The following is a 24,786-nucleotide window of genomic DNA, read 5'->3' on the forward strand; positions in this document are numbered from 1 at the left end:
GTTCTTTGGTGCCGGTCAGTTATCGGAGTTCGACTGGTTGGCCGTTCCGCCACCGCCGGCGACAGAGCCGGCGTGAGCCGAAATCTTGTCGAAGAATCCGTACTCCAGGGCCTCGGCTGCGGTGAACCACTTGTCGCGGTCGTTGTCCTTGAGGATGGTTTCGACGGTCTGGCCCGTCTGCTCCGCCGTCAGCTCAGCCATGACCTTCTTCATGTGCAGGATCAGTTCGGCCTGGATCTTGATGTCCGAGGCTGTACCACCGATACCGCCCGAGGGCTGGTGCATCAGGATGCGGGCGTTGGGGGTTGCATAGCGCTTGCCCTTGGTTCCGGAAGACAGGAGGAACTGGCCCATGGAGGCGGCCAGGCCGGTGGCGACGGTGACGACGTCGTTCGGGATGAACTGCATGGTGTCGTAGATGGCCATGCCGGCCGTCACGGACCCACCAGGCGAGTTGATGTACAGGTAGATGTCCTTCTCAGGGTCCTCCGCCGAGAGGAGGAGCAGCTGGGAGCAGATGGCGTTGGCGTTCTCGTCACGCACTTCAGAACCGAGCCAAATGATGCGCTCTTTCAGCAGGCGGTTGTAGATGTAGTTGTCCTGGGCTGCGGGATCGACAGTTGCCATCCGGGGAGCCTCTGATTGCTGTGACATAAGTACTTACCTCTCGCTGGTGACAGTGACCTCACTGAACTTCACTACTTGGACACTAACCGTTTTCAGGGGCGATTTGTTCGCCGGAATCGCGCTGTTCGCTGACGGCGCACGTCTGCGTTCAGCACCCATGTTCAGCCTTAAAGCAAACCGACCCCGGATCAGGAGATCCGGGGTCGGTTGAAAGCGTGAACTAGAACTTCACTGCGGCGGGGTCGTCGCTTGTGGGAGTTTCCGTTTCGTCGGCTGCTTCAACAGCTTCTGCTTCTTCGGCTGCGGCTTCACCGGCGGGACGGACGAAGTCGGTGAGGTCAACCTTGTTGCCCTCGGAGTCGACAACCTCTGCCTGGCCCAGGACGACTGCCAGCGCCTTGCGGCGGCGGACCTCGGAAACCATCATGGGAACCTGGCCGCTCTGATCAATGATCTGGGCGAACTGGTTCGGGTCCATGCCGTACTGGCTGGCCGTGGTCACGATGTAGTCGATGAGCTCGTTCTGGCTGACATCGACCTCTTCCTTGTCCGCGATGGCGTCAAGGATGATCTCGTTCTGGAAGGCACGCTCGGTGTTGGCCTTGACCTCGGCGCGGTGCTCCTCGGTGTCGTGGTCACCTTCGCCGTGGGCGTTCTCCGGGTTGAAGTGCGCTTCGATCTGCTCTTCGACCACCGAGTCGGGCACGGGGACCTCAACGAGCTCAACGAGCTTGTCCAGGACCTTGTCGCGGGCTTCAACGCCCTGCTCAACAACCTTGGAGTCGGCAGCCTGCTTGGCGAGGTCCTCGCGGAGCTCAGCCAGGGTGTCGAACTCGGAGGCCAGCTGTGCGAAGTCATCGTTGGCTTCAGGAAGCTCGCGCTCCTTGACGGCCTTGACCGTGACCTTGACCTGCGCTGCTTCGCCGGCGTGGTCGCCGCCAACCAGCGTGGTGTCGAAGATTGCTTCTTCGTCGGCAGAGAGGCCGGTTACGGCTTCGTCCAGGCCTTCGAGCATGGTGCCTGCGCCTACCTGGTAGGACAGTCCGGCAGCGGAATCAATCTCTTCGCCGTCGATCGTGGCGTTGATGTCGATCGTCAGGAAGTCATCGTTCTTGGCGGGACGCTCAACGGACTTCAGCGTGCCGAAACGGCCGCGCAGTTCGTCGAGGGCCTTGTCGACGTCAGCTTCGGAAGATTCCGCAGCAGCAACCTCAACCTTGATGCCGGAGTATTCCGGCAGTTCGATCTCGGGACGGACATCGATCTCGACCTGGAACTTGAGTTCACCATCGGTTGCGGACGGGTCCGGAACCTCGGTGATCTCAACCTCGGGACGGCTCAGGGGGCGAACGCCGGTTTCCTGGACTGCAGCCTGGTACCAGCCGTTGAGGCCATCGTTGATGGCCGTTTCCAGTACGTAGCCACGGCCGACGCGCTGGTCGATGAGCTTGGAAGGAACTTTGCCCTTGCGGAATCCGGGAACCTGGATCTGCGAAGCAACGGTCTTGTACGCGGCATCGATGCTCGGCTTCAGTTCCTCAAAGGGAACCTCAACGTTGAGCTTGACCCGCGTTGCGGTGAGGTTCTCGACAGCGCTCTTCACAGTCTAAGTACTCCTGATTTTGTGGGTATGGGGTTCTGTCGTATCCCTGAAGCGGACACAAACACAGAGTCGGGGTGACAGGATTTGAACCTGCGACTTCCTGCTCCCAAAGCAGGCGCTCTAGCCAAGCTGAGCTACACCCCGAATGCACAGGACAGTCTACGGGCAAGCGAGCCAAGAATGCACATTTGACACCGCCGCCGGAATTAGGTTTAGTTGTACCCGGCTTCAACAGCCACCGGGAAGATGTCCTGAAACAGGATATCCATCCTGGGGACGTAGCTTAATGGTAAAGCCTCAGTCTTCCAAACTGATTACGCGGGTTCGATTCCCGTCGTCCCCTCCAGGTAAGCGCCCCGATCTGCGGATCGGGGCGCTTTTTTGCTTCCGCAGAGAGTCGCCAACACGGACCGCCTAAACCTGGCAGCCCGGACACCAGTACAGCTTGCGTGCACCTATTTCCGTGATCCCCACCAGCGTCCCGCATGCCCGGCAGGGCAAGCCGTGACGTTTATAGACGAAGTGCGCATCGGCGTCGGGGGCGGTTGCCCCTCCACCGGTCCACAGTGCCGGAGGCGTCGTAACAATCCGTCCGTCGCGGACGCCGTCGGCCATTGTCTCCACGGTGTCGTCCCATAGGCGCCCAGCCGTTTCGGCGTCGATGCTGCTCCCTGGGGTCCACGGACCAACCGCCTGCCGGAAGAGCACCTCGGCCCGGTAGATGTTGCCCACCCCGGCGAGCACCGACTGGTCCATCAACAACAAAGCCACGGCGGTCTTGCGGCGGCACAGGCGTCGTATGAACTCGTCCCTGTCCCCCGGACGGTTATGCAACGGGTCCGGACCCAGCCTGGCGAGCACGGCATCGGCCTCGGCGGCTGTGATTGCCGCACAGGTGGTTGCCCCGCGCAGGTCTGCCCAGCCGTGGTCCGAAACGAGGCGGACACGCACGGCCCCCACTGGCGCCGGTGGCCCGGCGTAAGCACCGTCCGATTCAGCTGAACCCGTCTCCCGCTCGCCGATGCGACGGGGAGCCCCGATGCTGGACGCCCCAGTAAAGGATTCGTCGCCGCCGAAGCTCCAGGCCCCGTACAGGCCCAGATGGACGTGGAGGATTAATCCGTGGTCGAACCTGAGGAAGAACTGCTTTCCGTGGGCCATGGCGTCAACCATGGTGTGCCCGGTCAGCTGCGCAGCGCCGGCGGCGAACCGTCCTTGCGGGCTGGTAACGTCCAAGCGCCGGCCGCCAAAAACATCCTGGAATTGGCGGGCCAGGCGATGGACCGAGTGGCCTTCGGGCACTATTCGACGATTTCGCCGGTGTTTTCGTACACCGCGATCTTGCCGATCCGGCGGACATGCCGTTCGTCGTTGCTGAAAGGTTCAGCGAGGAACGCCTCGATCAGCTCCGTGGCTTCCTCAACGCTGTGCTGGCGGCCTCCGACTGCAACGACGTTGGCGTCATTGTGTTCGCGGGCGAGCTTGGCCGTCGACAGGTTCCAGGCCAGGGCGGCGCGGACACCCTTGACCTTATTGGCAGCAATTTGCTCCCCATTGCCGGAGCCGCCAAGGACGATGCCCAGGGCATGCACGCCGGCTTCCTGGTCGGCGACCACGGCGAGACCTGCGTTGATGCAGAAGGAGGGGTAGTCATCCAGCGCGTCATACTCCTTGGGACCGTGATCCACTACGTCGTAGCCCTTGGCAGTGAGGTGGCTGACCAGGTGGGCACTCAGTTCCATGCCGGCGTGGTCCGTTGCAATGTGGACGCGGGGTGTAGTCACAGGAAGTCCGTTTCTTTCTGGCGCGCGGGTACGGCACCTGGCCGGGCGCGGCGATGAGGGATGCGCTACCTAGGGTACCGCTAGCCGGGTTGTTGGGTCTGCCCGTCGCCTTGCGCCCGATGGGCAGCCCTGTTCAGGATTCCGGCAAGTTTGTCCGCGGAGGCGTGCGTTCCAGCGCTAAGCGCCACGCGTCGCCCGTTGAGTCTCCTGACGACAACCGCGGGTCCGCTGCTGACGAGCATCGCCGTGGCGTCGTCGTGGTGCCGCCAGCCCCACCCGCCGTAATCGGCAGCTTTCACTTCCGCAGGTGCTGCGGCTGCGATGTCGACGGCGGGAACGGCCAGGACGCGTACGATGCCGCCCGCGAAGACCTGCAGCCCTCCCCTGTCAGCACGTACCCGGGCGAACAGGAATCCCGCGCCCACCAGGGCGGCGAAAGCAACCAGGGCACCCAGCCACGGGACCACGACGGCTATCAGCGCAGCGGGGAACAGCGCCGAAACGATGATCATGATGAACACCGAACTGCGGGCGTGAACCCACATCCTGAGAGTGTCGTTGGCGAGGTCGGGGTCCTCCAGGTGGCGGAGCTCCGATTGGAGTGCTGCGTCGTCCTCGGGAGTCCAGCGCGGGTCGGGTTTGAAGGCGAACATCATCACGACGCCGAGGGCCAGGGCAGCACCGCTTCCCATGGCCAACACGATCGGGTCCACGTGGGACAACCGGGCATCCGCAGCCCCCGATTGTCCTACCAGGCCAGCTGCCAGCACCGTCGTGATGAAAAGGCTGAGCATGAGGCCAAGGCCCATCATGACGCGCCGCATGACCACCGGCCGGGCCAACGGTACGGCCTGCAGGAACGCTGCCCATCCGAGGAGGGTGATGAGGGCTGCGCCGCCGGCTACATAGGCGCCGAAAGGCGCAAAGGAGGTTCCGCCGTCGGCGTTCCACATAACGGCGACCGGTTGGGGAAGGTCGTTGCGCACCATTTGCGCGCACACAACGAATCCCGCTGCGAGCATCAAAGGAAAAGCCACCGCGAACCGTAGTGCGCGGAAGTCGAGCGTGTCCCGGAACCGTCCCATGATCCAACGCTACTCCGTCAGGACGACACTATGGTGAGAGCTCCTTGCCTTACGGGCAGGGAGTGAAAGAATGGCTTCACACCAGCGACCGGGCCTACCGGTCGGCCATCCCACTTTCCCGGAGGCACCACTTTGCCAGGCCTGAACCTCACCCGCGATGAAGCGGCCACCCGCGCCGAACTGCTCAACGTCGGGTCCTACGACGTCACCTTGGATCTGACCAAAGGCCCGGATGTCTTCGGTTCCACCACGGTTGTCAGGTTCTCGGCACGCCCGGGATCCTCGACATTCATCGACGCCATTACACAGGCCGTCCACAGCGTGACCCTCAACGGCACGGAGCTGGACTCCGCGGAGGTGGCCGACGGAGTCCGTATCCAACTCCCCGAACTCGCGGCGGAGAACGAGCTCACCGTTGTAGCGGACGCCCCTTACATGAACACCGGCGAAGGCCTCCACCGCTTCGTCGACCCCGTTGATGGCGAGGCCTACCTCTACACCCAGTTCGAAGTACCGGACTCCCGCCGCATGTTCGCCGTCTTCGAGCAGCCGGACCTGAAGGCCACTTTTACCTTCACCGTGACGGCGCCTTCGCACTGGGACGTCATCTCAAACTCCCCCACACCCGTTCCTACCGAAACCACAGCCGCCGAGGACGGTAGCGCACGGTCTGTCTGGGAGTTCGCACCGACGCCGCGGCTCTCCTCCTACGTGACAGCCCTGATTGCGGGGCCGTACCAGTCCGTCCGCTCCGAGGTCACCAGCTCCGACGGCCGGGTTATTCCCCTTGGAGTGTTCGCGCGGAAGTCCCTCATGCAGTACCTCGATGCGGACAACATCTTCGAACTGACGCGCCAGGGCTTCGAGTTCTTCGAAGCACAGTTCGGATGCCCCTACCCGTTCGAGAAGTATGACCAGTTGTTCGTGCCCGAATTCAACGCCGGAGCCATGGAAAACGCAGGCGCCGTGACCATCCTGGAAGGCTACGTCTTCCGCGGCAAAGTCACGGGCGCCCAGATTGAGCGGCGTGCCATCACGGTGCTGCACGAACTGGCCCACATGTGGTTCGGGGACCTGGTAACCATGCGCTGGTGGAACGACCTCTGGCTCAACGAGTCCTTCGCCGAGTACATGTCCCACCTGGCAGCCGTGGAAAACACCGAATTTGACAGGGCCTGGACCACGTTCGCCTCCGTGGAGAAGTCCTGGGCGTACAAGCAGGACCAGCTGCCAACAACGCACCCGATCTTCGCCGAGATCAACAACCTTGAGGACGTCGAGGTCAACTTCGACGGCATCACGTACGCCAAGGGCGCCTCCGTGCTCCGGCAGTTGGTGGCCTGGGTGGGTCCGGAGCAGTTCATGGCCGGGGTCCGCACCTACTTTGCCAAGCACGCCTGGAAGAACACCGAGCTCTCAGACCTCATGGTGGAACTCGAAGCCGCGTCCGGACGCGACCTTGACCAGTGGGGCAAGCTCTGGCTCGAGACGGCCGGCGTGAATACCCTCTCCCCCGAGCTCACGGTCGATGCCGACGGCACCATCACGGGTTTCGCCATCCGGCAGACCGCGATCGAGGAACAGCCCACCCTCCGCCCGCACCGCCTGGCGGTCGGTTTCTACACCCTCTCCGCCGAGGGGAAGCTGGAACGTACCCACCGGGAGGAACTCGACGTCGACGGCCCCCGCACGGAAGTGCGTGCCCTGGTGGGTATCAAGCGTCCTGACTTGATCCTGCTCAATGACGACGACCTCGCCTACGCAAAGGTCCGCCTGGACCCGGACAGCCTGGCGACGGCCAAAGCACACCTGAAGGATTTCGCGGCCAGCCTCCCCCGGACTTTGGTGTGGGGCTCGGCGTGGGACGCAGCGCGCGACGGCGAAACCCCGGCCCGCGGCTACGCGGACCTGATCCTGGCCAACATTGCCGACGAAACTGATTCCTCGGTGATCCTGGTCCAGCTGCGCCAGCTCGCGACCACCCTGACGTATTACGTGGCGGCCGACCACAAGTTGGCGGCCACCACCGCGGCAGCCGGCAAGCTGTGGGAGCTGGCCTCCTCCGTTGAGGCGGGCTCGGACGCACAGTTGCAGTTCGCTAAGGCCTTCGCCCAGCTCGCGCGAAGCGACCGGCAGCTGGACCGCCTCCAGGCCCTCCTTGACGGGACGGAAACACTCGAGGGCCTGACTGTCGACCAGGACATGCGGTGGGAACTCCTGACCGCTTTGGTGGCCGGGGGCCGCCAGGGCCAGGAGCGCATCGACTCCGAACTCGCCCGTGACAACACCTCAAACGGCCAAAACGCTGCGGCGCAGGCCAAGGCGGCTATCCCCACCCCCGAGGCCAAGCAAGCGGCCTGGGACTCAATAGTGGTCAAGGGGGAGCTTTCCAACGCCCTCCAGGCGTCCGCCGTGGCCGGCTTTATGCGGGTGCCCGACACTGCCTTGCTGGAGCCGTTCGCAGAGAAGTACTTCGAGGCCGTGCCCGGAATCGTCAAGGAACGCACCCATGCCCTGGCGCAGCAGATTGTGGTGGGCCTTTACCCTGCACAGCTCACCACGCAAGCCACCGTGGACCGCACGGACGAATTCCTGGCCGGACTTCCGGAAGAGAGCGCCGCGTTGCGCCGCATGATGCTGGAGAACCGCGACGGCGTTGTCAGGGCACTGCGCGCAAGGGCAGCGGACATCTAGGCAAAACCGCACATCAGGCTCATGCGGACGGTCGCGCTTGCGTAGCTAGACTGTCCGCATGAGCCTGAACGAGCACCACTACGAGCTGACCGTCCGTTGGACAGGCAACCTGGGCGAAGGCACCTCCAGTTACCGGGGCTACTCCCGCGAGCATGATGTGGAGATCGCCGGGCTGCCCACGCTGAAGGGTTCAGCCGACCCCACGTTCCACGGCGACAGGACCAGGTACAACCCCGAACAGCTGTTGCTTGCCGCGCTCTCGCAGTGCCACATGTTGTCCTTCCTGCATGTGGCCGTCAAACATGGCGTGGTGGTCACGGCCTACGAGGACAACGCCGAGGGCCTCATGAAGATGAACCGGGACGGCAGCGGACAGTTTGAAGCTGTGACCCTGAAGCCGCACGTCACCATCGCCGACCCCGGCCACTCCGCCTTGGTGCCCCAGCTGCACCACGAAGCCAATCAGGTCTGCTTCATCGCCCGCAGCGTCAACTTCCCGGTACACCACGAACCCATCACGACGGCGGCCGCTGCCTAACGCTGCTGGTCCCGCCACAGTGCCACGAGCCTGCGTTCGGTGTCCCGGCTGAGCCCGGCCTTGCGTTCCCGGTCCAAGCCCCGCCTCCGTTCGTCCTCAAGGGCGGCAGCGAGCGTCTCCTGCCAGGGCCGAAGATGTATTCCACGGTCCCGGGCTGCCTGGTTGGTGCGCGCCTGGAATCCGTCATGGTCCGGCGGAAGCCAGAGGGGCAGGGAATCAGGACCCGCCCAGTACTCCACCCCTTGTTCCGCCAGCCATGCTCCGGTGGCGCGCGCAACGTCCAGGTCCAGGTTTCCGGCCGCACGCACGCACTCTGCGAAGTAGTCCTCGAACCGGACTACATCCCCCACGGCGTTGAAAGTGCCGGTGAGCCCCGTCTCCGCGCCCCGGAGGATCCATGCCCCCAGATCCCGGACGTCGATGATCTGGGTTGCGTCGTCCGGGATGTCCGGAACCAGTACCGTGTCCCCGCCGGCAGCACAACGGCCAGGCCAGTAGCCGTAGCGGTCCGTTTCGTCGCCCGGGCCGCCGATCAGCCCGGCACGGACAATGTGGGCTTTGTCCCTTGCGGCGGACACAGTGAGCTGCTCGATGGCCACTTTGGATTCGCCATAGGTCTCCGGCGTCCCCGCCTGCCCCTCAGGCAAGGGGTCCAAAAGCGCTGCGGTTTCATCGGCACCCGGAACTGAATGGTCCGCATACACCGAGCAACTCGAGACGAAGGTCCAATGCGCGGCGCCTGGTGCCAGCAGCTCCAATGCCTCGCGTGCCCTCACAGGATCCCGTGCCACCTCCACCACCGCGTCCCAGTTGCGGCCAAGGCCTGCGTAGGCCGTGGCACCGACGGTGCGGTCGCCCCTGACCCACGTAACGCCGTCGGGCGGTTGCGTCGAAGTACCCCGGGCAAAGCAGGTGACCTGATGCCCCGAGGCCACGGCCTGCCGGGCGATTTCCGCAGACAGGAAGGCGGTACCGCCAAGGACCAGGATGCGCATACCGTCACGCTACGGCGCTAGGGTTGTCAGTGGACAGAGTGTTCCGCGCCCGGCGAACACGGGCCGACGACAAGGAGCTATTCCACCTTGACCTCCATCCCCCTAGCGGAAACCATCACGTTGGAACCAGAGAAAATCGACCTCGTATCAATCCTCATCACCATCGGTGTGGGGCTGGCAGTCTGGATCGTTGCACGGTTCATCATCGGGCGCATAACGCGCCGGGTGTCTGCCGGCAGTTCCTTCTTCAAGAAGGCGCACTTCAAGTGGGTGCAACCCGCCATACGCGCACTGGACCACGAACGGCGCTCCCAGCGTGCCGAGACCATCGGCACGCTGTTGACAAGCCTGGTGAGCGTCATTGTTGTGGTGATTGTCATCATCTACGTCCTGAAATACATGAACGTCGACGTGGCGCCCCTCCTGACCAGCGTTGGCATCCTTGGTGTCGCCATCGGTTTCGGCGCCCAGCAGCTGATCCGGGATTTCCTCGCGGGAATCTTCATCACCATCGAGGACCAATACGGTATTGGCGACGTGATCGTTACCAGCGAAGTGGTTGGTACCGTTGAATCCGTGGGACTGCGAATTACCCGGGTCCGCGCCGAAGACGGAGCCATCTGGTACCTGCGCAACGGTGAAATCCTACGGGTGGGCAACCGCTCGCAGGGTGACTACGTACCGCTGGAAGCACCAACCACCAGCGATGACCCAGGCGCTGCCGCTGCGCCCGTGACCGCTGGCGCACCACGCGCCACCAAGGCCGAGGAGAAGTCCAATGAGTAGCATTTCCGGTGGGCAGCCACCAGCGCCGCAGGCGGGCCCCCGCCGCCAACTGATGCAGAACGATCCCTTCAGCCAGCCCGCGTACACGGACAGCTTCTACGCTGCCGTCGGCGGACATGAAACGTTCGTCAAGCTCATTGACGTCTTTTACGACGGCGTGGCCACGGATCCGTTGCTGCGTCCCATGTACCCCGAAGAGGACCTTGGGCCTGCGAAGCGGCGCTTCCTCATGTTCCTGGAACAGTACTGGGGCGGGCCAACCACATATGGCGAGGAACGTGGACACCCCCGGCTCCGGATGCGGCACATGCCGTTCCGGGTCACTCCCGAGGCGAAGGACCGGTGGTTGTTCCACATGCGGACCGCCGTGGACGCGTTGGATCTCTCCCCGCTGCATGAGGGCACGTTGTGGGACTACATGGAACGCGCCGCGCTGACCATGGTCAACAGCCCATCAGCCGGACCCGACGCCTGAACCTCAGAAGCCGAGCCCGAGCCCCGCGCCTGTGCGGACCAGTACATGGCCGCGGGGCCCGCTCAACCGGAACCAGCGGCCGTTTCGGTACACCTGCTGCTCACCGTCGGCCAGGAAACCCAACGCGAAAGCGGCGAACGCCGCGCCCGACGGTACATCCTCCACACCAGGCATTCCACGTCCCCAAACGGCAGCCCTGGCACTATTGACGACGGCGGCACCCGCCACGGCAGGGACGACGCCGGCCACCTCCGCGATGCCGGCTTCGGCCGCGGACCTGAGGTCGGCGTCGGACACTGCAGCTTGCGGTTCCCAACCGGCCCTCGGTGCTCCGACGCCCGCCCAGGACTCTTTAACGGTCGACGGCGGGATGGGCAGGTCAGCGTCTCCGGCACCGGAGCGGGCCAACCGGTCCATCACGGACGCAAGCGTCACCGTAACGTCAGCTTGGGCCGGCTCAGCGAGGGCCATGGTCCGCAGCCCGAGAATGGTGGGCGTGGACTCGCCAAGGATGCGGGGCCGCAGGACGCATACATAAGCCGCGAGGACCGTGCCCGAAGCCTGAAGGCGGATGGCGCCGTCGTCGATGCTCTTGGCCCGTGTAACGAAGGTCCGAAGATCGGCGAGGTCACGGGGATCGGCGAAGCGGAAGGACTGGGTCAAGACGTCTGTCACATGATCGACTCTACCGGCATGTCCCCGGTTGAGAGCGGTCGGGGCGGCGTCTAAAGTCGAACCATGACTGAGACTAACGCTGGCCTCGACGTGCAGGCACCCGCAGAAGACCCCATGGAAGTGCTGATCGGCCTGCTGGACCTTGGTGATTTCGACGGTGCCCGCACCAACGAGGACATCTTCCTCGGGCCGTCCCAAAAGCAGCCCCGCCACCGCGTTTTTGGCGGCCAGGTCCTTGCCCAGTCAATGATGGCCGGAATGCGGACCGTGGAGCCAGACCGGGTAGCCCACTCCATGCACGGCTACTTCCTGCGCCCCGGCGACGCTAACAAGCCCATCACGTTCGGCGTCGAGCGGCTGCGCGACGGCCGTTCCTTCTCCGCCCGGCGCGTGCATGCCTACCAGGACGGCGTTCCGATTCTGTCGATGATCGCCTCGTTCCAGGTGGAGGACAGCGGGCTGGACCATCAGGCGAGCATGCCGGAGGGCATTCCTGATCCCGAGTCCCTGCCCAGCACGGCGGAACTGCTGTCCCACTTCGACCATCCCATGGCACGGCATATGTCCTCGGAGCGACCCTTCGACGTCCGCCACATCGACCCAGCCATCTATGTTTCTCCGCCAAAGGACCACATAGCCACCAACGCAGTGTGGATGAAAACCATCGGCCCCCTGCCCGATGATCCCAACCTCCACAGGGCAGCCCTGGCATACGCCAGCGACTACACCCTCCTTGAACCCATCCTCCGCAAACACGGACTCGCATGGATGACGCCCGGAATGAGCGTGGCCAGCCTGGACCATGCCATGTGGTGGCACCGCCCCGTGAGGGTGGACGAGTGGATGCTCTACGTCCAGGAGTCCCCCAGCGCCCAAGGCGCCCGGGGACTGTCCACCGGCCGGATCTTCAACCGCGCCGGCCAACATGTCGCCACAGTCGCGCAGGAGGGCATGGTCAGGATCCCCTAGCAAGCGCCTGAACGCAGATCGGCCGGTCCCTGTGGGACCGGCCGTTCTTTGCTTCATGGCTGCCAGGCGCGAGTATTAGTCGCGGGTCAGGCGGCGGTGGGTGACACGGTGCGGCTTCGCAGCATCCGCGCCCAGCCGCTCCACCTTGTTCTCCTCGTAGGAGTCGAAGTTGCCTTCGAACCAGTACCACTTGGACGGGTTCTCGTCATCACCTTCGTAGGCGAGGATGTGCGTTGCCACCCGGTCAAGGAACCAACGGTCGTGCGAGACCACGACAGCACAGCCCGGGAACTCAAGGAGGGCGTTCTCGAGGCTGCTGAGGGTTTCGACGTCGAGGTCGTTAGTGGGCTCATCCAGGAGCAGCAAGTTGCCGCCCTGCTTGAGCGTCAGAGCCAGGTTCAGGCGGTTTCGTTCACCACCGGAAAGGACACCGGCCTTCTTCTGCTGGTCCGGCCCCTTGAAGCCAAACGCCGAAACGTAGGCGCGGGAAGGCATTTCGACCTGTCCAACCTGGATGAAGTCGTGACCTTCCGAAACAACCTCCCAGAGGGACTTGTTCGGATCAATGCCACCACGGGACTGGTCCACGTAGGAGATCTTCACGGACTCGCCGATCTTGAGCTCACCATCATCCAAGGGCTCCATGCCGACGATCGTCTTGAACAGCGTGGACTTGCCCACACCGTTCGGTCCGATGACGCCGACGATGCCGTTGCGGGGCAACGAGAAGGACAGGTCTTCGATCAGGACGCGATCGTCGAAGCCCTTCTTCAGCTTCTTGGCCTCGATGACCAAGGAACCGAGGCGCGGTCCCGGCGGAATCTGGATCTCTTCGAAGTCCAGCTTGCGGGTGCGCTCGGCCTCCGCGGCCATTTCCTCATAGCGGGCCAGGCGGGCCTTGGACTTGGTCTGGCGGCCCTTGGCGTTGGAGCGGACCCACTCAAGTTCCTCGGTCAGCCGCTTGGAAAGCTTGGCGTCCTTCTTGCCCTGGACTTCGAGACGGGCCTTCTTCTTCTCCAAGTAGGTGGAGTAGTTGCCTTCGTAGGGGTACAGGTGGCCGCGGTCGACCTCAGCGATCCACTCCGCCACGTGGTCAAGGAAGTAGCGGTCGTGGGTGACGGCAAGGACGGCACCGGGGTACTGGGAAAGGTGCTGTTCAAGCCACAGCACGCTTTCCGCGTCCAAGTGGTTAGTGGGCTCGTCCAGGAGCAGGAGGTCCGGCTTCTGCAGGAGGAGCTTGCACAGTGCAACACGGCGGCGTTCACCACCTGAGAGGACCGTGACGTCAGAATCAGCCGGCGGGCAGCGCAAGGCGTCCATGGCCTGCTCGAGCTGGGAGTCGATGTCCCAGGCGTCGGCAGCGTCAATGGCTTCCTGGAGCTTGCCCATCTCGTCCAGGAGAGTGTCGTAATCGGCATCCGGGTTTGCCATTTCCTCGGAAATTTCGTTGAACCGCTGGATCTTGCCGTAGATCTCGCCAACGCCTTCCTGGACGTTGCCCAGGACGGTCTTCTCCTCGTTCAGCGGCGGCTCCTGCAAGAGGATTCCCACGGTGTAGCCGGGGCTCAGGCGGGCTTCGCCGTTCGACGGCGTGTCCAGTCCAGCCATGATCTTGAGGATGGTGGACTTGCCAGCACCGTTCGGGCCCACGACGCCGATCTTCGCGCCGGGGTAGAACGACATGCTGACATCGTCCAGAATAAGTTTGTCGCCAACGGCCTTGCGAGCCTTGGTCATCGTGTAAATGAATTCCGCCATACCCTTAAATCTAGTGGCTAGGCGTACATAACTCACATTCGGGCGCCTCGCGCAGCTAGCGGGTGTCCCCCACGAAGCATTTTCCGGTGGCGAGGACCGGCAACACCGTCACCACAACCCCACCGTCCCGGATCTGGCCCATGACACAGTTTTCCCCGGTCAGGGCGGCCGCCTCCATGGCGTCGACATCCAGGCCGGTGGGCGTGCGGCTGACAGATACTTCCACGTTCGCCTTGGGAATGCCTGCGGAAACCAGGGCTGCCCTTATGGCCTCCCTCTCCGGCTTGGCGTTGGCTGTGACCAGCTTCTTCAAGGTGCTCTCCACCGCGAGCCTGGTGTCTTCCACCGCTGGGTCCATGCTGGCTGTCGCCTCGGGAGCCAAGGAGGACGGGGCGCTTGAAGGGCTGCTGGCGGGCAAAGCGGTGCCCGTGCAGGCAGTCATCGCCAACGCCGTCGCGGCGAGCACTGACAAGCCAGCAACGCGAATTCTTCGGGCCGCGGCCATGGCCGCCACGCCACGCTCCGGTAATGTTCCACTGCTGATCACGTAGCTATTGTGCCATTCACAGGGGGACCCGACGGGCGTAGCTTTTCCTACAAGGAGCTTTGGCTCGCCGTAAACGGAGATGAAGGCCAACCATGACAGGACAGTCCTCGGATGCAGTGGCCACAACCAGCATCTCGGCGAATCGACAGAGGGTGTGGGAGGCGCTGACCGACCCTGCCCTCATCAAGCAGTACTTCCTCGGCACACACGTCGCTACCACGTGGCGAGTCGGCGATCCCATTACCTACTCCGGCGAATACAACGGGAAGTCTTATGAAGACAAGGGAACGATCCTCACCTTCGAGCCGCCAGCCCTGCTGAAGACCACCCACTACAGCCCGGCCTCAGGCCTGCCCGACACTGCGGAGAATTATCACACCGTCGAATACAGCCTTGCGGAGGAACCCGGTGGGACCCGAGTGACCATCAGGCAAGGCAATAACTCGTCTGACCAAGAAACGACGCAATCTACCGAAACGTGGGAGCTGGTGCTTCGGAATCTCAAGGAATTCCTGGAGTCCTAGGCCTTTGCTGACATCCCCCTTGGACCGTGTCCAGGGGGATGTCATTGGTGCCCCAGGAGGGAATCGAACCCCCGACCGGCGGATTAGAAGGCCGCTGCTCTATCCCCTGAGCTACTGGGGCGCACCTGGCGCCGTTACCGACACAGGCCGCTGGCGCCACAAAGAGTTTACAGTGCGTTCGGCCGGCAACCTGACAACCCTGCGCGGCACTCCTTCCCTCCACAGGCCTGGCAGCAGCAAGTTATGCACATAGCCGTGATGCGCCCTCCTCGTTTGGTACGCCGTGGACAAGGCTGAAAGAGCCGGACAGGCACTTCCCTACACCGAGAAGGACCACCATGAACGACATCATCACCGTCCGCGGCTTCGTAGCCTCGGAGGTCAAAAGTTCCACCACAGCGCGGGGAACCTCCACCGCTTCATTCCGCTTGGGATCCACGGAGCGGCGCTACGATCGGGCCACCAACACGTGGGTTGATGGCAACACCAACTGGTACACGGTTCAGTCGTTCCGCTACCTTGCCGGCCATGTGGGGTGCAGCGTCAAGAAGGGGCAACGGGTCCTCGTCGTTGGACGCCTTCGTTTGCGGCAGTGGGAACACGAAGGGCGCGTCTACCACGTGGCGGAAATCGATGCTGAATCAGTCGGACACGATCTCATGTGGGGCTCCGCCAACTTCACCCGCATGAACGGCAGCGCAGCCCCTGCCGAAACACTTCCGTCTGTTGAGGCATCCGGCATGCAGGAACGAAACAACGATTGGGACGCCGATCATGATCAAGTACCACCCGAAGAAGATACCGAGGAAGTCTCAGTGGGGGCCTCCGACGACAGCGAAACGCTCTTAGTCAACATTGAAACCGGTGAATTGGCGGGTGCCGGAGTGTGATCCTGTTGCACTTATTCGCGTACTTGCGGGACCAGCCCTGCAAGTAACGCCTATTCTGGGTCCATGCCACAGCACGATGCAGCCCCGGGAGTCGCGACCGCTCCCGCCTCCTGGGCAGCTGTCGAGCAATTGTTCGGAACCAAGGGGGAACCCTCCCGGTGCTGGTGCCGGTGGTTCGCCCTCACCGGCGCGGACTGGAAGACCAGCACGCCGGAAAACCGCAAGGAACAGCTGAAGGCTGCGTTCAGTGCTGGTCCCGCGCCGGGAGTGCTCGCGTTTGATGGCAATCGCCCGATTGGCTGGTGCGCTGTGGAACCGCGGGCCAACTACCCACGGCTCAAGAAATCCCACGTACTTAGAGGATCCAAAGTGGGATTCGGTGACGAAGCCAATTTCTGGGCCGTCAGTTGCTTTGTCGTGGCACCAGGCCATCGGCGTTCCGGAGTTTCGAGCGCGCTCCTGGCAGCGGCGAAGGAGCATGCCTTTGGCAACGGCGCCGACGTCATCGAGGCGTATCCAGTGGACACCGCGGTCAGGACCAAAGCCACCGCAGCGGAGCTTTTCCACGGAACCGTCTCACTTTTCGGGGCGGCCGGGTTCAGCATCGTTTCGAGGCCCTCACCAGGACGTGCAGTCATGCGATGCCTTGCAGGAACGATGACAGGCGGTGGAGCCAAGCAATGACCACCCGTGACCTGGTCCAGTCGATCCGTTCAAGCATTCGTTCCGCTGGGGACCCCGAGCGGGCGCGGGGAGCCCAGGCTTATATGAAATCCGACATGCCTTCCTGGGGTGTGCGTGTGCCTGAAGTACGGAAAATCGTCAAAGCAGCCGTGCGGGAATTCCCTCCGTCGTCACCGGACGAACTGCGCGTTGCAGTGCATGATCTGTGGCGTCACGCGGAAGCACGGGAGGAGCGCTATGCCGCCATCGACCTGACAGGGCTGAAGATGGCCAAGGGCGATCTGGACATGCTGCCGGTCTACGAGGAAATCATCCGTACGGGCGCCTGGTGGGACCTGGTGGACGGGGTGGCGCACCGAATCTGTGCCCTCCTGATTGCCCACCCTGCCACCATGAAGCCGCTATTGCTCCGCTGGGCCGGGGATCAGGACATGTGGATCCGAAGGGCCGCGATTACCTCACAGCTTGCCGCGAAGGCAGGGACCGACACAGGCCTGCTGGCCGCTGTTATCGGGGCAAACGTGGCTGACAAGGAGTTCTTTATCCGCAAAGCGATCGGGTGGGCCCTGCGCGAGTACAGCAAAACGGATCCGGAATGGGTGCGCGCTTTCACAGCCGAGTACGCGTCGGACCTGAGCGCGCTGTCCGCCCGGGAGGCACTGCGTCTCCTGCCGTCCCGGTGATGCCGTCCCGGTGATCCGGTCCCAGGAGTTCAGATGATGGGACGCAGGCCCGCTTGGTCCTTGTTGCGGAACAGGCCCTTGGTTTTGGGGTCCATGAATATCAAGTAGACCGCGAAGAAGATCGCGATGACGGCCGCAGCGATGCGGGCCAGCAGCAGGGCCAGGCCCAGGTCTTCGCTTTGGAGGTACGGGAATACGTCCAATTGGTCCGAGATGGCGTAAACCATGAAGAACGAGACCACGAAGTACAACGCCTTGACCTGCCAGTCGTTCCGGATGCCGGTCACGGCAAACAACGGAATCAACCACACGACGTACCAGGACTGAATCATCGGTGCCAGCAGGACAATGGCAGCGAATGCCAGCGTCAGGCGCCGCATCAAGCGATCGTAGTCGCCGCGGAAGATCAGCCAGGCCACGGCCCCAACCATCAGGACCTTACCTGCGTCATAGACCCCCTTCGCGAACACCGCGCCATCCAGTCCCAGAACGTTCGAGATCGAGGCGACAGCCAGGCCGATCAGGCCTACGGGCGCGTACCAGATCGCAACACTTCCAGGTGCCGACAACCCGTTGATCCAGCCAAATCCGAACCCGTTAATCAGGCTCAACGCATAGAGGAGGCCCAAGCTCAAAGCGGCCGTGAAGAACCAGAAAACAAACCTGCGGGGCCATGAAGCACCTTTGCCAGCCCACAGAAGACCGATGAATGGAAGGAAGACCACGGTGATGGGTTTGACGGAGATGGAAAGGGTTACCAACACGATGCCGAGGATGACACGGCGGGTTGCGCAGTAGTAAAGGCCCGCGAGGGCAAGGCCGATCATCAGCGCGTCATTGTGGACGCTGGCAATGAAGTTGGTCAGGAACAGAGGGTTGGCGGCCGTGAGCCAAAGTGCCCTGTGCGGGTTTACACCGTGGAGTTCGGCCAGCTTCGGGACGTAGATGATACACAAAACCACACCCACGGCGGCGACAAGCCGGAAAAGCATGACGCTTGCTTCCGGGTGGACGTTGGTCGCCCACACCACAAACTGTTCAATCCACAGGAACAGTTGCCCGTAGGGCACTGGTGCCTCTGTCCACTGTTTGTCCGCACCCAGTTGGAAATAGTTGGGCAGGGCCGAGATTCCGTTTTCGTAAGGGTTGATGCCTTCAACCATCAACCGGCCCTGACCGATATATGCGTAGACGTCCCTGCTGAAAAGGGGAACCGTGAACATCATGGGCAGGCCCCACGCCAGCACGGCCTGCAACGTAGCCTTCCGGGCCTCTGGGCCCCAAACCCTGACCCTCTGCCCCAGACGGAGCCAGGCCCGGACCAAGAGCATTCCGCCAATGGCCAGCAGGACGATGGACAGCGCGACTCCCACACCTTCGGTGCGCATCCAGATAAAGAGGGGTAGCCGCCTCAGCTCGGAGGCCGGCGCAAGCCAACCCACCCCCAGGGATCCGAACACCATGAACATCGAGCCGATGAAACCGGCGATCAATGGCGAACGGGCGTTGTCCACTTCGCTGGCCACAGCAGCCTTTGACGTGTCTGCTTTCCCTGCCATCTGGGCGGCCGGTACGGGCACCGTCATGTGGTCGTCGTCCAATCGTTCGCCCGCAGTTTTCGGGTCACATTCTGAGTCATCGGGGGCATTCCACGACAGGAGGAAACGACACTGTCGCGCCCAAAAATCGTACCATCGGAGCACTTGGATGCGACTGAGGGATAGGCTTGGCGCGTGCCTATTACTAATGAACGCATCGTCTGGATCGACTGCGAAATGACCGGCTTGGATTTGAAGAACGACGCCCTGATCGAAGTTGCTGCGTTGGTGACCGATTCGGAGCTGAATATCCTGGGGGACGGCGTGGACGTCGTTATCAAGCCCGACGATGCCGCACTCGAACAAATGAACGACTTCGTACGGGACATGCACACCCGCTCCAAACTCCTGGACGAGCTCCCGCACGGGAAAACCATGGCAGAAGCCGAAGCCCAGGTCCTGGAATACATAGAGAAGTGGGTTCCGGATCCCCGGAAGGCGCCGCTGGGTGGCAACTCCGTGGGAACCGATCGGATGTTCCTTGCCCGTGACATGCCGAACATCGTGGAGCACCTGCACTACCGGGTGATCGATGTCAGCACCATCAAGGAACTGTCCAGGCGCTGGTTCCCGCGCGCATATTTCCAATCCCCGGCAAAGCACGGCGGCCACCGCGCCTTGGGTGACATTAAGGACTCCATCGACGAACTGCGGTACTACCGCGAGGCCGTTTTCGTCCCCGCGCCCGGACCCGACACTGCTACCGCGCAGCGAATTTCCAAGGATGTGATGGCATCCGCCGAAACGTTGGGAACCAGCGAAACGGTGTGATCTGCAACATTTTTGGAGGTTTTTTCGCCAAAAAGGGCAAAAGTGGACTTTGCACCCCAAAACAGCAGGTAAGCTATTTGTCGTTGCCTTCGAGGAAAGCCGGTCAAACGGACTAGCCGCAAAAGGCACATGGTGGGCTTAGCTCAGTTGGCAGAGCGCCTGGTTGTGGTCCAGGAGGTCGCGGGTTCAACCCCCGTAGCTCACCCCACCGAGATTGGCTGCAGAGCCGGTTTCCACAAAGGCCGTACCGGTTATCCGGTGCGGCCTTTGCTTTTAACCCGATCCAGGGCCGAAGCCGCTTCGGGATCACAGCGTCAACAAAGGAAGAACTGACATGACCGTCCTGCCAGTCACCATCTGGGGCGAACCTGTCCTGCATCGCCGGGCTAACGAAGTCGAGGTATTCGACGATGAACTCCGCGCCCTGATAGCGGACATGTTCGAAACCAATGAAGCCGCTAATGGAGTGGGACTGGCGGCACCCCAGATCGGCGTGGGCAAGCGCATCTTTGTCTACAAGTACGCCAATGACGACGACGTCCCGGAACAGGGCGTAGTGGTCAATCCGGTACTGACGCTCTCCAAGGTCTCCGGCGCGGCACCGGACCCTGACGAACACGTCGAAGGCTGCCTGTCTTTCCCCGGCGAGTATTACCCCTTGCAGCGTGCCGAGTGGACCCGCGTCCAGGGCTTCGACGGCGACGGCAAGCCGGTGGACTTCGAGGCCACGGGCTGGTTCGCCCGCATCCTGCAGCACGAGTTCGACCACCTTGACGGGAAACTCTACGTGAACCGCCTGACGGACCGGTACGCCAGGAAAGCCATGAAGCAGGCCAAGAAGAACGGTTGGGGCGTGCCTGGCCTGACGTGGATGCCCGGCGTCGACCCCGATCCCTTTGGACACTGAGTCCATGGCCACCAGCGCCCTAACAGAACTCTTCGAGCTCTTGGACATCTCAGGCGATGACGCCGCGGAGTGTTCCGCTCTCTTGGCCACACCGCCCAATGCAGCAGTCCTGCAGGCCATGGCTGCCCTGCAGGAGCGCCTCGGGACGTTTCCGCTGGACAGCATCCAGGCAAATGACGCCAGCGAGACAGACTGGATCGAAGCCTTGCTCCGTTTCGCCCCGGCGGTTCACTCCTACCACGTGGGCCTGGGAATCAGTCCTATGGTGTCGGCGGCGTCATTGGGCGACGTTGGGCTGCAAATGCGCATCAACCGTCGGGTTCACGGCGGCTTTGGGCTGGACACCTGGAGTTGGCTGACGCTCCACATGGCCGGAAACCTGTTCCGCCTGGGCCGCCTGCAGTTCCACTTGGTCAGGAACACTGAAGGCGCAGACCAACACCACGGTTCCGCGTGGGAGCTTGGCGTTCACATTCCTGAAGACGGCGGCCTGTCCCCTGCCTTGGTTGACGCGAGCTTTGCCGAGGCCCGGAGCTTTTTCTCCCGGCATTTTTCGGACAAACCGGCAGCCACTGCCACGTGCGACTCATGGATGCTCGATCCCTACCTTGTTGAGCGGCTTCCGGATAGCAACATAGCTTCCTTCGCCCGGCGTTTCACTCTGGACCGATGCACGGATGCACCCACCGATGCCGTGTACTTTACGTTCCGCCAGCGCGGCCTGCAGGACCTGGATAAGCTGCCACGCGAAACGTCACTCCAGCGCGTCGTGCTGGAAAGGATCGACGACGGCGGCACCTGGCAACTGGGGCATGGTCACCTGGCGTTGTAGATGGTTTGCTGCTCGGGGCATCCGGAAAGTACGCGCTTCATGGCGTCTTTCTCGGCCGCGGTAACCCAGAGCTTGTAGGCGGTTTTCACCGAGATTTGCCGCGCTACATAGTGGCAGCGGAAATTCTTGTTTGCCGGCAGCCAGGTCGCGGCGTCCCCGGCCCCTTTCTTGACGTTGGCCGGACCATCAGCCGCGATGAGGTTCAGGGGGTCGTTGGCCAGCGTTTGCCGCTGCTGTGCCGTGAGCTGCTGTGCACCTTTCTGCCATGCATCGGCGAGAGCCACTACATGGTCGATTTGGACGGCGGCGCTGGTGTCCTGCCCCCTGCGGAAGGTCACGTGGGCACCCGTGTAGGGCTCGTCGAAGACTCCCCCGGAGACTTTGCAGGATGAACCAGCCGTGAATTCGACCGCGGAAAGATCCCTGTGCAGGATGTCGTTCCTGGTGTCGCATCCGTTGTGGTCCACGTCGGCCCAGGCCTGGCCGAAAGCTGCCCTGTCATAGTCCGACTTCGGTGCCCTGCCTTTCACGGCAAGCCGCTCCAGGGCTGCAGTTGCACTTTCGGCAGCAACCGGGGCTGCACCACTGACCGGCTTCATGAACGTCTGATCGAAGACGGGCGCCTCGCTGGGGCCGGCCGTCCAGGGATCAGCGACGCCAAACTGGCCCGTGGTGAAAAACCAGCACAGGCCCGCAACGACAGTTGCTGCTGCGAGGCCAAGAATGGCCCAGGCTTGAAGGGACCTACGCCGGGCGCGTTTGTAGGCAGACCAGGTGATACTCAAGGGACTCCGTCCAGTGGGGGCAGGCAGTGTCCTACGAGCGTAGGACAAGGCCCCGACAGCCAGAGCAGTATCCACAGTGTGGAGGAGGAGTCACACTGTGGTGGCGGTCAACGGCGGGGGCTTTATTGCTCCCGCATCACGCGCTGAAGGTCTTCGGTTGCTACTTGCAGCAGCCCGCGCAGCTGCTCAACGCGCTGGTCCGTGACATCGCCGGTGGCATTGGCCGCCACGGCCTGGTCAAGGAGTTTTTGGGCCTGTTTGTGGTTGGCCCGCGCTACGTCCAGCGCGTGTTCGAGTGTGGTTTCGTGCTCAATGGTCGATTCATTTTCCATGAGCCCATTTTGGTCAGGTTTCCCGGCTGTTTCCAGTGACACAGCCGGGAAACCCCTGAATAGTTCCGGGAGCTTTAGGCGTCAGCCGTTTCGAGCACCGCGATGGGGGCAATAACGTCCTTGGCGGGGAACGACGGTGGGTTGACTCCGGCCATTTCCTCCATGACGCGGACCACCTGGCAGGAGTAGCCAAATTCGTTGTCGTACCAGACGTAGAGCACCAGGTTCTTGTCGTTGGAGATGGTCGCGAGGCCATCAACAATGCCTGCACGGCGGGAACCGACGAAGTCCGTGGAAACAACATCGGGAGAGTCGATGTAGTCAATCTGCTTGCGCAGGTCCGAATGAAGGGACATCTCGCGAAGGAAAGCGTTGACTTCGTCCCGCGTGGTGCCGTTCTCAAGGTTCAGGTTGAGGATGGCCATGGACACGTCAGGGGTGGGGACGCGGATGGCGTTACCCGTGAGCTTGCCCTGCAGTTCGGGCAACGCCTTGGCCACAGCCTTGGCCGCACCGGTTTCGGTGATGACCATGTTCAGCGCAGCGGAACGTCCGCGGCGATCGCCCTTATGGAAGTTGTCGATCAGGTTCTGGTCGTTCGTGAACGAGTGGACCGTTTCGACGTGGCCGTGGATGATGCCGAACTTGTCGTTGATGGCCTTCAGGACCGGAGTGATGGCGTTGGTGGTGCAGGACGCGGCGGTGACGATCTTGTCGTCGTCGTTAATGTCCCGGTGGTTGATGCCGTGGACGATGTTCTTCAGCTCGCCCTTGCCCGGTGCGGTGAGCAGAACGCGGGCCACACCCTTGCTCTGCAGGTGCTGGGAGAGGCCATCGGCGTCGCGCCAACGGCCGGTGTTGTCCACAACCAAAGCATCCTTGATGCCGTAGGCCGTGTAGTCCACCGTGGCAGGGTTGTCCGAGTAGATGACCTGGACCTGGACGCCATTGGCGGTGATGGTGTTGGCTTCTTCATCCACGCGGATGGTGCCTTCAAAGGAACCGTGCACGGAGTCGCGGCGCAGCAGGCTGGCGCGCTTGACGAGGTCGTTCTCTGCACCCTTGCGGACCACGATGGCGCGGAGTCGAAGGCCGTGACCGCCGCCGGCCTTTTCGATCAGGATGCGGGCCAGCAGGCGGCCAATACGGCCAAAACCATAAAGGACGACGTCGGTGCTGGTGCGGTCGTCTGCTCCGCGCTTTCCAACGATCTCAGCAAGCTCGGCGCGCAGGTATTCATCCAGCGAGGCGCCATTGCCTTCAGCCCGGAATTTCTCGGTCAAACGTGCGATGTCGATTGCTGCCGCACCGAGTTCGAGCTCCGACAGGGCGTTCAACAGGGGTGCGGTTTCTTCGAGCAGGAGCTCGTGGTTGCTCATCCGCCGCGCGAAGCGGTGGGCCTTCAGGATGTTCATGGTGGACTTGTTGATCAAGCTCCGGCCGTGGATGCTGGTGACCACGTTGTTTTCCCGGTACAACCGGCCGATCACCGGAATCATGGCCTCGGCGAGAGCCTCCCGGCCCATCCACTTATCAAGACAAGAATCTGACGTCTGGCTCACAGAACTACCTTCCTTGGGTCAACCACATACGTCCTCGTATGCAGATGGCAGCGGCCGCCCGGAGTAGTCCTGCGGCACATGCGCCAGCGGGCTTCGGTCCACCCACAGCGCCTTGAACGAGAGCAAAGAAAATCCGCCGGCTGCGAACGCAGTCCCGGCGGCAGAACATCTACGTTCAGTAACCATTCTAGGGCGGAAGGAAGGGGCGCAGGCCTTTCGAGGGCGTGAAATCACTCACACGCACTGTTTGCGCTGGTCATAAATGGATGGGTCGACCGATACGCCGGGTTCTGTCATCCCTCCCGTTACCGGAAAGGGAGTAGCGGCCATCCATCTACGAACGCCGTTGCCGACGCCCTCCAGCAGCCTACCCGGACACTCGGGCGGGCAGCCCTCAAACGTGTCCTGTCTGGCCTTGCTCCGGGTGGGGTTTACCTAGCCTCCCCGGTCACCCAGGGAGCTGGTGGTCTCTTACACCACCGTTTCACCCTTACCTGCTGCCCCATGATGCAAGCATCACCGGGCGCAGGCGGTCTGTTCTCTGTGGCACTGGCCTGCGGGTTACCCCGAGTGGGCGTTACCCACCACCCTGCCCTGCGGAGCCCGGACGTTCCTCGAGCCACTTTCGTGACGCGCGACCGCCTGGTCGACCCATCCGCCATACAGTCTACCGGCGTCGGGA

26 protein-coding genes, 4 tRNA genes and 1 other RNA gene are annotated in these 24,786 nt (G+C 62.7%); 15 read left to right on the forward strand and 16 right to left on the reverse strand.

The annotated features are described in order from the left end of the window. Positions 1-15: 15 nt before the first annotated feature. The 3 genes from AC5RU9_RS08145 to AC5RU9_RS08155 all read right to left on the reverse strand — a co-directional run bounded on the left by AC5RU9_RS08145 (position 16) and on the right by AC5RU9_RS08155 (position 2,374). Complete coding sequence (locus tag AC5RU9_RS08145) at positions 16-627, reverse strand: ATP-dependent Clp protease proteolytic subunit (RefSeq protein WP_283091474.1); 612 nt, start codon at positions 625-627, stop codon at positions 16-18. A 220-nt stretch (positions 628-847) separates the two neighbouring features. Continuing rightward, positions 848-2,230 (reverse strand): trigger factor, encoded by a 1,383-nt coding sequence (tig, locus tag AC5RU9_RS08150; protein WP_494016022.1) that lies wholly within the window; start codon positions 2,228-2,230, stop codon positions 848-850. Positions 2,231-2,299: 69 nt separating this feature from the next. Then, positions 2,300-2,374, reverse strand: a tRNA-Pro gene (locus AC5RU9_RS08155). 128 nt (positions 2,375-2,502) lie between these two features. On the opposite strand from AC5RU9_RS08155, the gene AC5RU9_RS08160 reads away from it, so the two are divergent. Beyond that, positions 2,503-2,576, forward strand: a tRNA-Gly gene (locus AC5RU9_RS08160). 68 nt (positions 2,577-2,644) lie between these two features. Here AC5RU9_RS08160 and AC5RU9_RS08165 read toward each other — a convergent pair. From AC5RU9_RS08165 to AC5RU9_RS08175, 3 genes are all read right to left on the reverse strand, one after another. Further along, positions 2,645-3,532: an Fpg/Nei family DNA glycosylase gene (locus AC5RU9_RS08165; RefSeq protein ID WP_494016023.1), complete on the reverse strand. Its 888-nt coding sequence runs from the start codon at positions 3,530-3,532 to the stop codon at positions 2,645-2,647. Beyond that, positions 3,532-4,014, reverse strand: a complete 483-nt coding sequence (locus AC5RU9_RS08170) for a ribose-5-phosphate isomerase (RefSeq protein WP_494016024.1) — start codon at positions 4,012-4,014, stop codon at positions 3,532-3,534. Before AC5RU9_RS08170 ends, AC5RU9_RS08165 begins: the two co-directional genes overlap by 1 nt. A gap of 80 nt (positions 4,015-4,094) precedes the next feature. Beyond that, positions 4,095-5,099 (reverse strand): hypothetical protein, encoded by a 1,005-nt coding sequence (locus AC5RU9_RS08175; protein WP_494016025.1) that lies wholly within the window; start codon positions 5,097-5,099, stop codon positions 4,095-4,097. A gap of 132 nt (positions 5,100-5,231) precedes the next feature. On the opposite strand from AC5RU9_RS08175, the gene pepN reads away from it, so the two are divergent. Together pepN and AC5RU9_RS08185 are read left to right on the forward strand one after the other, a co-directional pair. Next, positions 5,232-7,793 (forward strand): aminopeptidase N, encoded by a 2,562-nt coding sequence (gene pepN / locus AC5RU9_RS08180; RefSeq protein WP_494016026.1) that lies wholly within the window; start codon positions 5,232-5,234, stop codon positions 7,791-7,793. 58 nt (positions 7,794-7,851) lie between these two features. Beyond that, the gene (locus tag AC5RU9_RS08185) at positions 7,852-8,331 is read left to right on the forward strand and encodes an OsmC family protein (RefSeq protein WP_211712206.1); all 480 of its coding nucleotides are present in this window, start codon (positions 7,852-7,854) and stop codon (positions 8,329-8,331) included. Here the strand turns inward: AC5RU9_RS08185 and AC5RU9_RS08190 are convergent. Then, positions 8,328-9,326: a Rossmann-fold NAD(P)-binding domain-containing protein gene (locus AC5RU9_RS08190; protein WP_494016027.1), complete on the reverse strand. Its 999-nt coding sequence runs from the start codon at positions 9,324-9,326 to the stop codon at positions 8,328-8,330. The two genes, AC5RU9_RS08185 and AC5RU9_RS08190, sit on opposite strands and share 4 nt — an antisense overlap. Before the next feature lie 87 nt (positions 9,327-9,413). Here AC5RU9_RS08190 and AC5RU9_RS08195 point away from each other — a divergent pair, with 87 nt between their 5' ends. Both AC5RU9_RS08195 and AC5RU9_RS08200 read left to right on the forward strand, forming a co-directional pair. Continuing rightward, on the forward strand, positions 9,414-10,112 hold the full coding sequence (locus AC5RU9_RS08195; RefSeq protein WP_494016028.1) for a mechanosensitive ion channel family protein: 699 nt from the start codon (positions 9,414-9,416) through the stop codon (positions 10,110-10,112). Next, a complete protein-coding gene (locus AC5RU9_RS08200) occupies positions 10,105-10,587 on the forward strand; it encodes a globin (protein WP_283091472.1) in 483 nt (160 codons plus the stop codon). Before AC5RU9_RS08195 ends, AC5RU9_RS08200 begins: the two co-directional genes overlap by 8 nt. A gap of 3 nt (positions 10,588-10,590) precedes the next feature. Here the strand turns inward: AC5RU9_RS08200 and AC5RU9_RS08205 are convergent, their stop codons facing one another. After that, the gene (locus AC5RU9_RS08205; RefSeq protein ID WP_494016029.1) at positions 10,591-11,262 is read right to left on the reverse strand and encodes a DUF8185 domain-containing protein; all 672 of its coding nucleotides are present in this window, start codon (positions 11,260-11,262) and stop codon (positions 10,591-10,593) included. Positions 11,263-11,325: 63 nt separating this feature from the next. On the opposite strand from AC5RU9_RS08205, the gene AC5RU9_RS08210 reads away from it, so the two are divergent. Beyond that, positions 11,326-12,231, forward strand: coding sequence for an acyl-CoA thioesterase (locus tag AC5RU9_RS08210; protein ID WP_494016030.1), 906 nt, complete (start codon positions 11,326-11,328; stop codon positions 12,229-12,231). A 75-nt stretch (positions 12,232-12,306) separates the two neighbouring features. Here AC5RU9_RS08210 and ettA read toward each other — a convergent pair whose 3' ends face one another. Both ettA and AC5RU9_RS08220 read right to left on the reverse strand, forming a co-directional pair. After that, positions 12,307-13,989 carry an energy-dependent translational throttle protein EttA gene (gene ettA / locus AC5RU9_RS08215; protein WP_494016031.1) on the reverse strand — a complete coding sequence of 561 codons (1,683 nt, stop codon included), beginning with the start codon at positions 13,987-13,989 and terminating at the stop codon, positions 12,307-12,309. A 55-nt stretch (positions 13,990-14,044) separates the two neighbouring features. Next, positions 14,045-14,302, reverse strand: coding sequence for a DUF6993 domain-containing protein (locus AC5RU9_RS08220; RefSeq protein WP_494016032.1), 258 nt, complete (start codon positions 14,300-14,302; stop codon positions 14,045-14,047). Between AC5RU9_RS08220 and AC5RU9_RS08225 the strand changes: the two genes are divergently transcribed. Continuing rightward, positions 14,286-14,540 (forward strand): hypothetical protein, encoded by a 255-nt coding sequence (locus AC5RU9_RS08225; RefSeq protein WP_494016033.1) that lies wholly within the window; start codon positions 14,286-14,288, stop codon positions 14,538-14,540. The two genes, AC5RU9_RS08220 and AC5RU9_RS08225, sit on opposite strands and share 17 nt — an antisense overlap. Positions 14,541-14,628: 88 nt before the next feature. Beyond that, entirely contained in the window at positions 14,629-15,060 is a 432-nt protein-coding gene (locus AC5RU9_RS08230) for an SRPBCC family protein (protein WP_211712199.1), read from the forward strand. A gap of 45 nt (positions 15,061-15,105) precedes the next feature. Here AC5RU9_RS08230 and AC5RU9_RS08235 read toward each other — a convergent pair. Further along, a tRNA-Arg gene (locus tag AC5RU9_RS08235) sits at positions 15,106-15,181 on the reverse strand. A 217-nt stretch (positions 15,182-15,398) separates the two neighbouring features. Between AC5RU9_RS08235 and AC5RU9_RS08240 the strand changes: the two genes are divergently transcribed. The 3 genes from AC5RU9_RS08240 to AC5RU9_RS08250 all read left to right on the forward strand — a co-directional run bounded on the left by AC5RU9_RS08240 (position 15,399) and on the right by AC5RU9_RS08250 (position 17,317). Next, positions 15,399-15,950 (forward strand): single-stranded DNA-binding protein, encoded by a 552-nt coding sequence (locus tag AC5RU9_RS08240; protein WP_494016034.1) that lies wholly within the window; start codon positions 15,399-15,401, stop codon positions 15,948-15,950. Between the two features lie 63 nt (positions 15,951-16,013). Next, positions 16,014-16,634, forward strand: coding sequence for a GNAT family N-acetyltransferase (locus tag AC5RU9_RS08245; protein ID WP_494016035.1), 621 nt, complete (start codon positions 16,014-16,016; stop codon positions 16,632-16,634). After that, positions 16,631-17,317, forward strand: a complete 687-nt coding sequence (locus tag AC5RU9_RS08250; protein ID WP_494016036.1) for a DNA alkylation repair protein — start codon at positions 16,631-16,633, stop codon at positions 17,315-17,317. The genes AC5RU9_RS08245 and AC5RU9_RS08250 overlap by 4 nt, the downstream gene beginning before the upstream one ends. Before the next feature lie 29 nt (positions 17,318-17,346). Here the strand turns inward: AC5RU9_RS08250 and mptB are convergent, their stop codons facing one another. Then, a complete protein-coding gene (gene mptB / locus AC5RU9_RS08255) occupies positions 17,347-18,903 on the reverse strand; it encodes a polyprenol phosphomannose-dependent alpha 1,6 mannosyltransferase MptB (protein ID WP_494016037.1) in 1,557 nt (518 codons plus the stop codon). A gap of 147 nt (positions 18,904-19,050) precedes the next feature. On the opposite strand from mptB, the gene orn reads away from it, so the two are divergent. From orn to AC5RU9_RS08275, 4 genes are all read left to right on the forward strand, one after another. Continuing rightward, a complete protein-coding gene (gene orn, locus AC5RU9_RS08260; protein WP_494016038.1) occupies positions 19,051-19,686 on the forward strand; it encodes an oligoribonuclease in 636 nt (211 codons plus the stop codon). 132 nt (positions 19,687-19,818) lie between these two features. Beyond that, positions 19,819-19,894: transfer RNA gene (locus AC5RU9_RS08265), tRNA-His, on the forward strand. A 126-nt stretch (positions 19,895-20,020) separates the two neighbouring features. Beyond that, entirely contained in the window at positions 20,021-20,593 is a 573-nt protein-coding gene (def, locus tag AC5RU9_RS08270; RefSeq protein ID WP_494016039.1) for a peptide deformylase, read from the forward strand. A 4-nt stretch (positions 20,594-20,597) separates the two neighbouring features. Next, entirely contained in the window at positions 20,598-21,425 is an 828-nt protein-coding gene (locus AC5RU9_RS08275) for an acyltransferase domain-containing protein (protein WP_494016040.1), read from the forward strand. Here AC5RU9_RS08275 and AC5RU9_RS08280 read toward each other — a convergent pair. The 4 genes from AC5RU9_RS08280 to rnpB all read right to left on the reverse strand — a co-directional run bounded on the left by AC5RU9_RS08280 (position 21,410) and on the right by rnpB (position 24,758). Further along, positions 21,410-22,210: an HNH endonuclease family protein gene (locus AC5RU9_RS08280; protein WP_211712191.1), complete on the reverse strand. Its 801-nt coding sequence runs from the start codon at positions 22,208-22,210 to the stop codon at positions 21,410-21,412. The two genes, AC5RU9_RS08275 and AC5RU9_RS08280, sit on opposite strands and share 16 nt — an antisense overlap. A gap of 122 nt (positions 22,211-22,332) precedes the next feature. Then, positions 22,333-22,542, reverse strand: coding sequence for a hypothetical protein (locus AC5RU9_RS08285; RefSeq protein WP_309988247.1), 210 nt, complete (start codon positions 22,540-22,542; stop codon positions 22,333-22,335). 74 nt (positions 22,543-22,616) lie between these two features. Then, positions 22,617-24,104, reverse strand: a complete 1,488-nt coding sequence (locus AC5RU9_RS08290) for a glyceraldehyde-3-phosphate dehydrogenase (RefSeq protein ID WP_494016041.1) — start codon at positions 24,102-24,104, stop codon at positions 22,617-22,619. A gap of 263 nt (positions 24,105-24,367) precedes the next feature. Beyond that, positions 24,368-24,758, reverse strand: an RNA gene (gene rnpB, locus AC5RU9_RS08295) — RNase P RNA component class A. Positions 24,759-24,786 lie beyond the last annotated feature (28 nt).

It is taken from the genome of Arthrobacter sp. B0316-5-4 (assembly GCF_059090325.1).

Coding starts and splice junctions, on each gene's coding strand:
- AC5RU9_RS08185 (WP_211712206.1), top strand. CDS start 7,852: ATGAGCCTGAACGAGCACCACTACGAGCTGACCGTCCGTTGGACAGGC.
- AC5RU9_RS08230 (WP_211712199.1), top strand. CDS start 14,629: ATGACAGGACAGTCCTCGGATGCAGTGGCCACAACCAGCATCTCGGCG.
- mptB (WP_494016037.1), bottom strand. CDS start 18,903: ATGACGGTGCCCGTACCGGCCGCCCAGATGGCAGGGAAAGCAGACACG.
- AC5RU9_RS08250 (WP_494016036.1), top strand. CDS start 16,631: ATGACCACCCGTGACCTGGTCCAGTCGATCCGTTCAAGCATTCGTTCC.
- AC5RU9_RS08145 (WP_283091474.1), bottom strand. CDS start 627: ATGGCAACTGTCGATCCCGCAGCCCAGGACAACTACATCTACAACCGC.
- AC5RU9_RS08210 (WP_494016030.1), top strand. CDS start 11,326: ATGACTGAGACTAACGCTGGCCTCGACGTGCAGGCACCCGCAGAAGAC.
- AC5RU9_RS08275 (WP_494016040.1), top strand. CDS start 20,598: ATGGCCACCAGCGCCCTAACAGAACTCTTCGAGCTCTTGGACATCTCA.
- ettA (WP_494016031.1), bottom strand. CDS start 13,989: ATGGCGGAATTCATTTACACGATGACCAAGGCTCGCAAGGCCGTTGGC.
- AC5RU9_RS08285 (WP_309988247.1), bottom strand. CDS start 22,542: ATGGAAAATGAATCGACCATTGAGCACGAAACCACACTCGAACACGCG.
- AC5RU9_RS08175 (WP_494016025.1), bottom strand. CDS start 5,099: ATGGGACGGTTCCGGGACACGCTCGACTTCCGCGCACTACGGTTCGCG.
- def (WP_494016039.1), top strand. CDS start 20,021: ATGACCGTCCTGCCAGTCACCATCTGGGGCGAACCTGTCCTGCATCGC.
- AC5RU9_RS08240 (WP_494016034.1), top strand. CDS start 15,399: ATGAACGACATCATCACCGTCCGCGGCTTCGTAGCCTCGGAGGTCAAA.
- AC5RU9_RS08245 (WP_494016035.1), top strand. CDS start 16,014: ATGCCACAGCACGATGCAGCCCCGGGAGTCGCGACCGCTCCCGCCTCC.
- AC5RU9_RS08190 (WP_494016027.1), bottom strand. CDS start 9,326: ATGCGCATCCTGGTCCTTGGCGGTACCGCCTTCCTGTCTGCGGAAATC.
- AC5RU9_RS08200 (WP_283091472.1), top strand. CDS start 10,105: ATGAGTAGCATTTCCGGTGGGCAGCCACCAGCGCCGCAGGCGGGCCCC.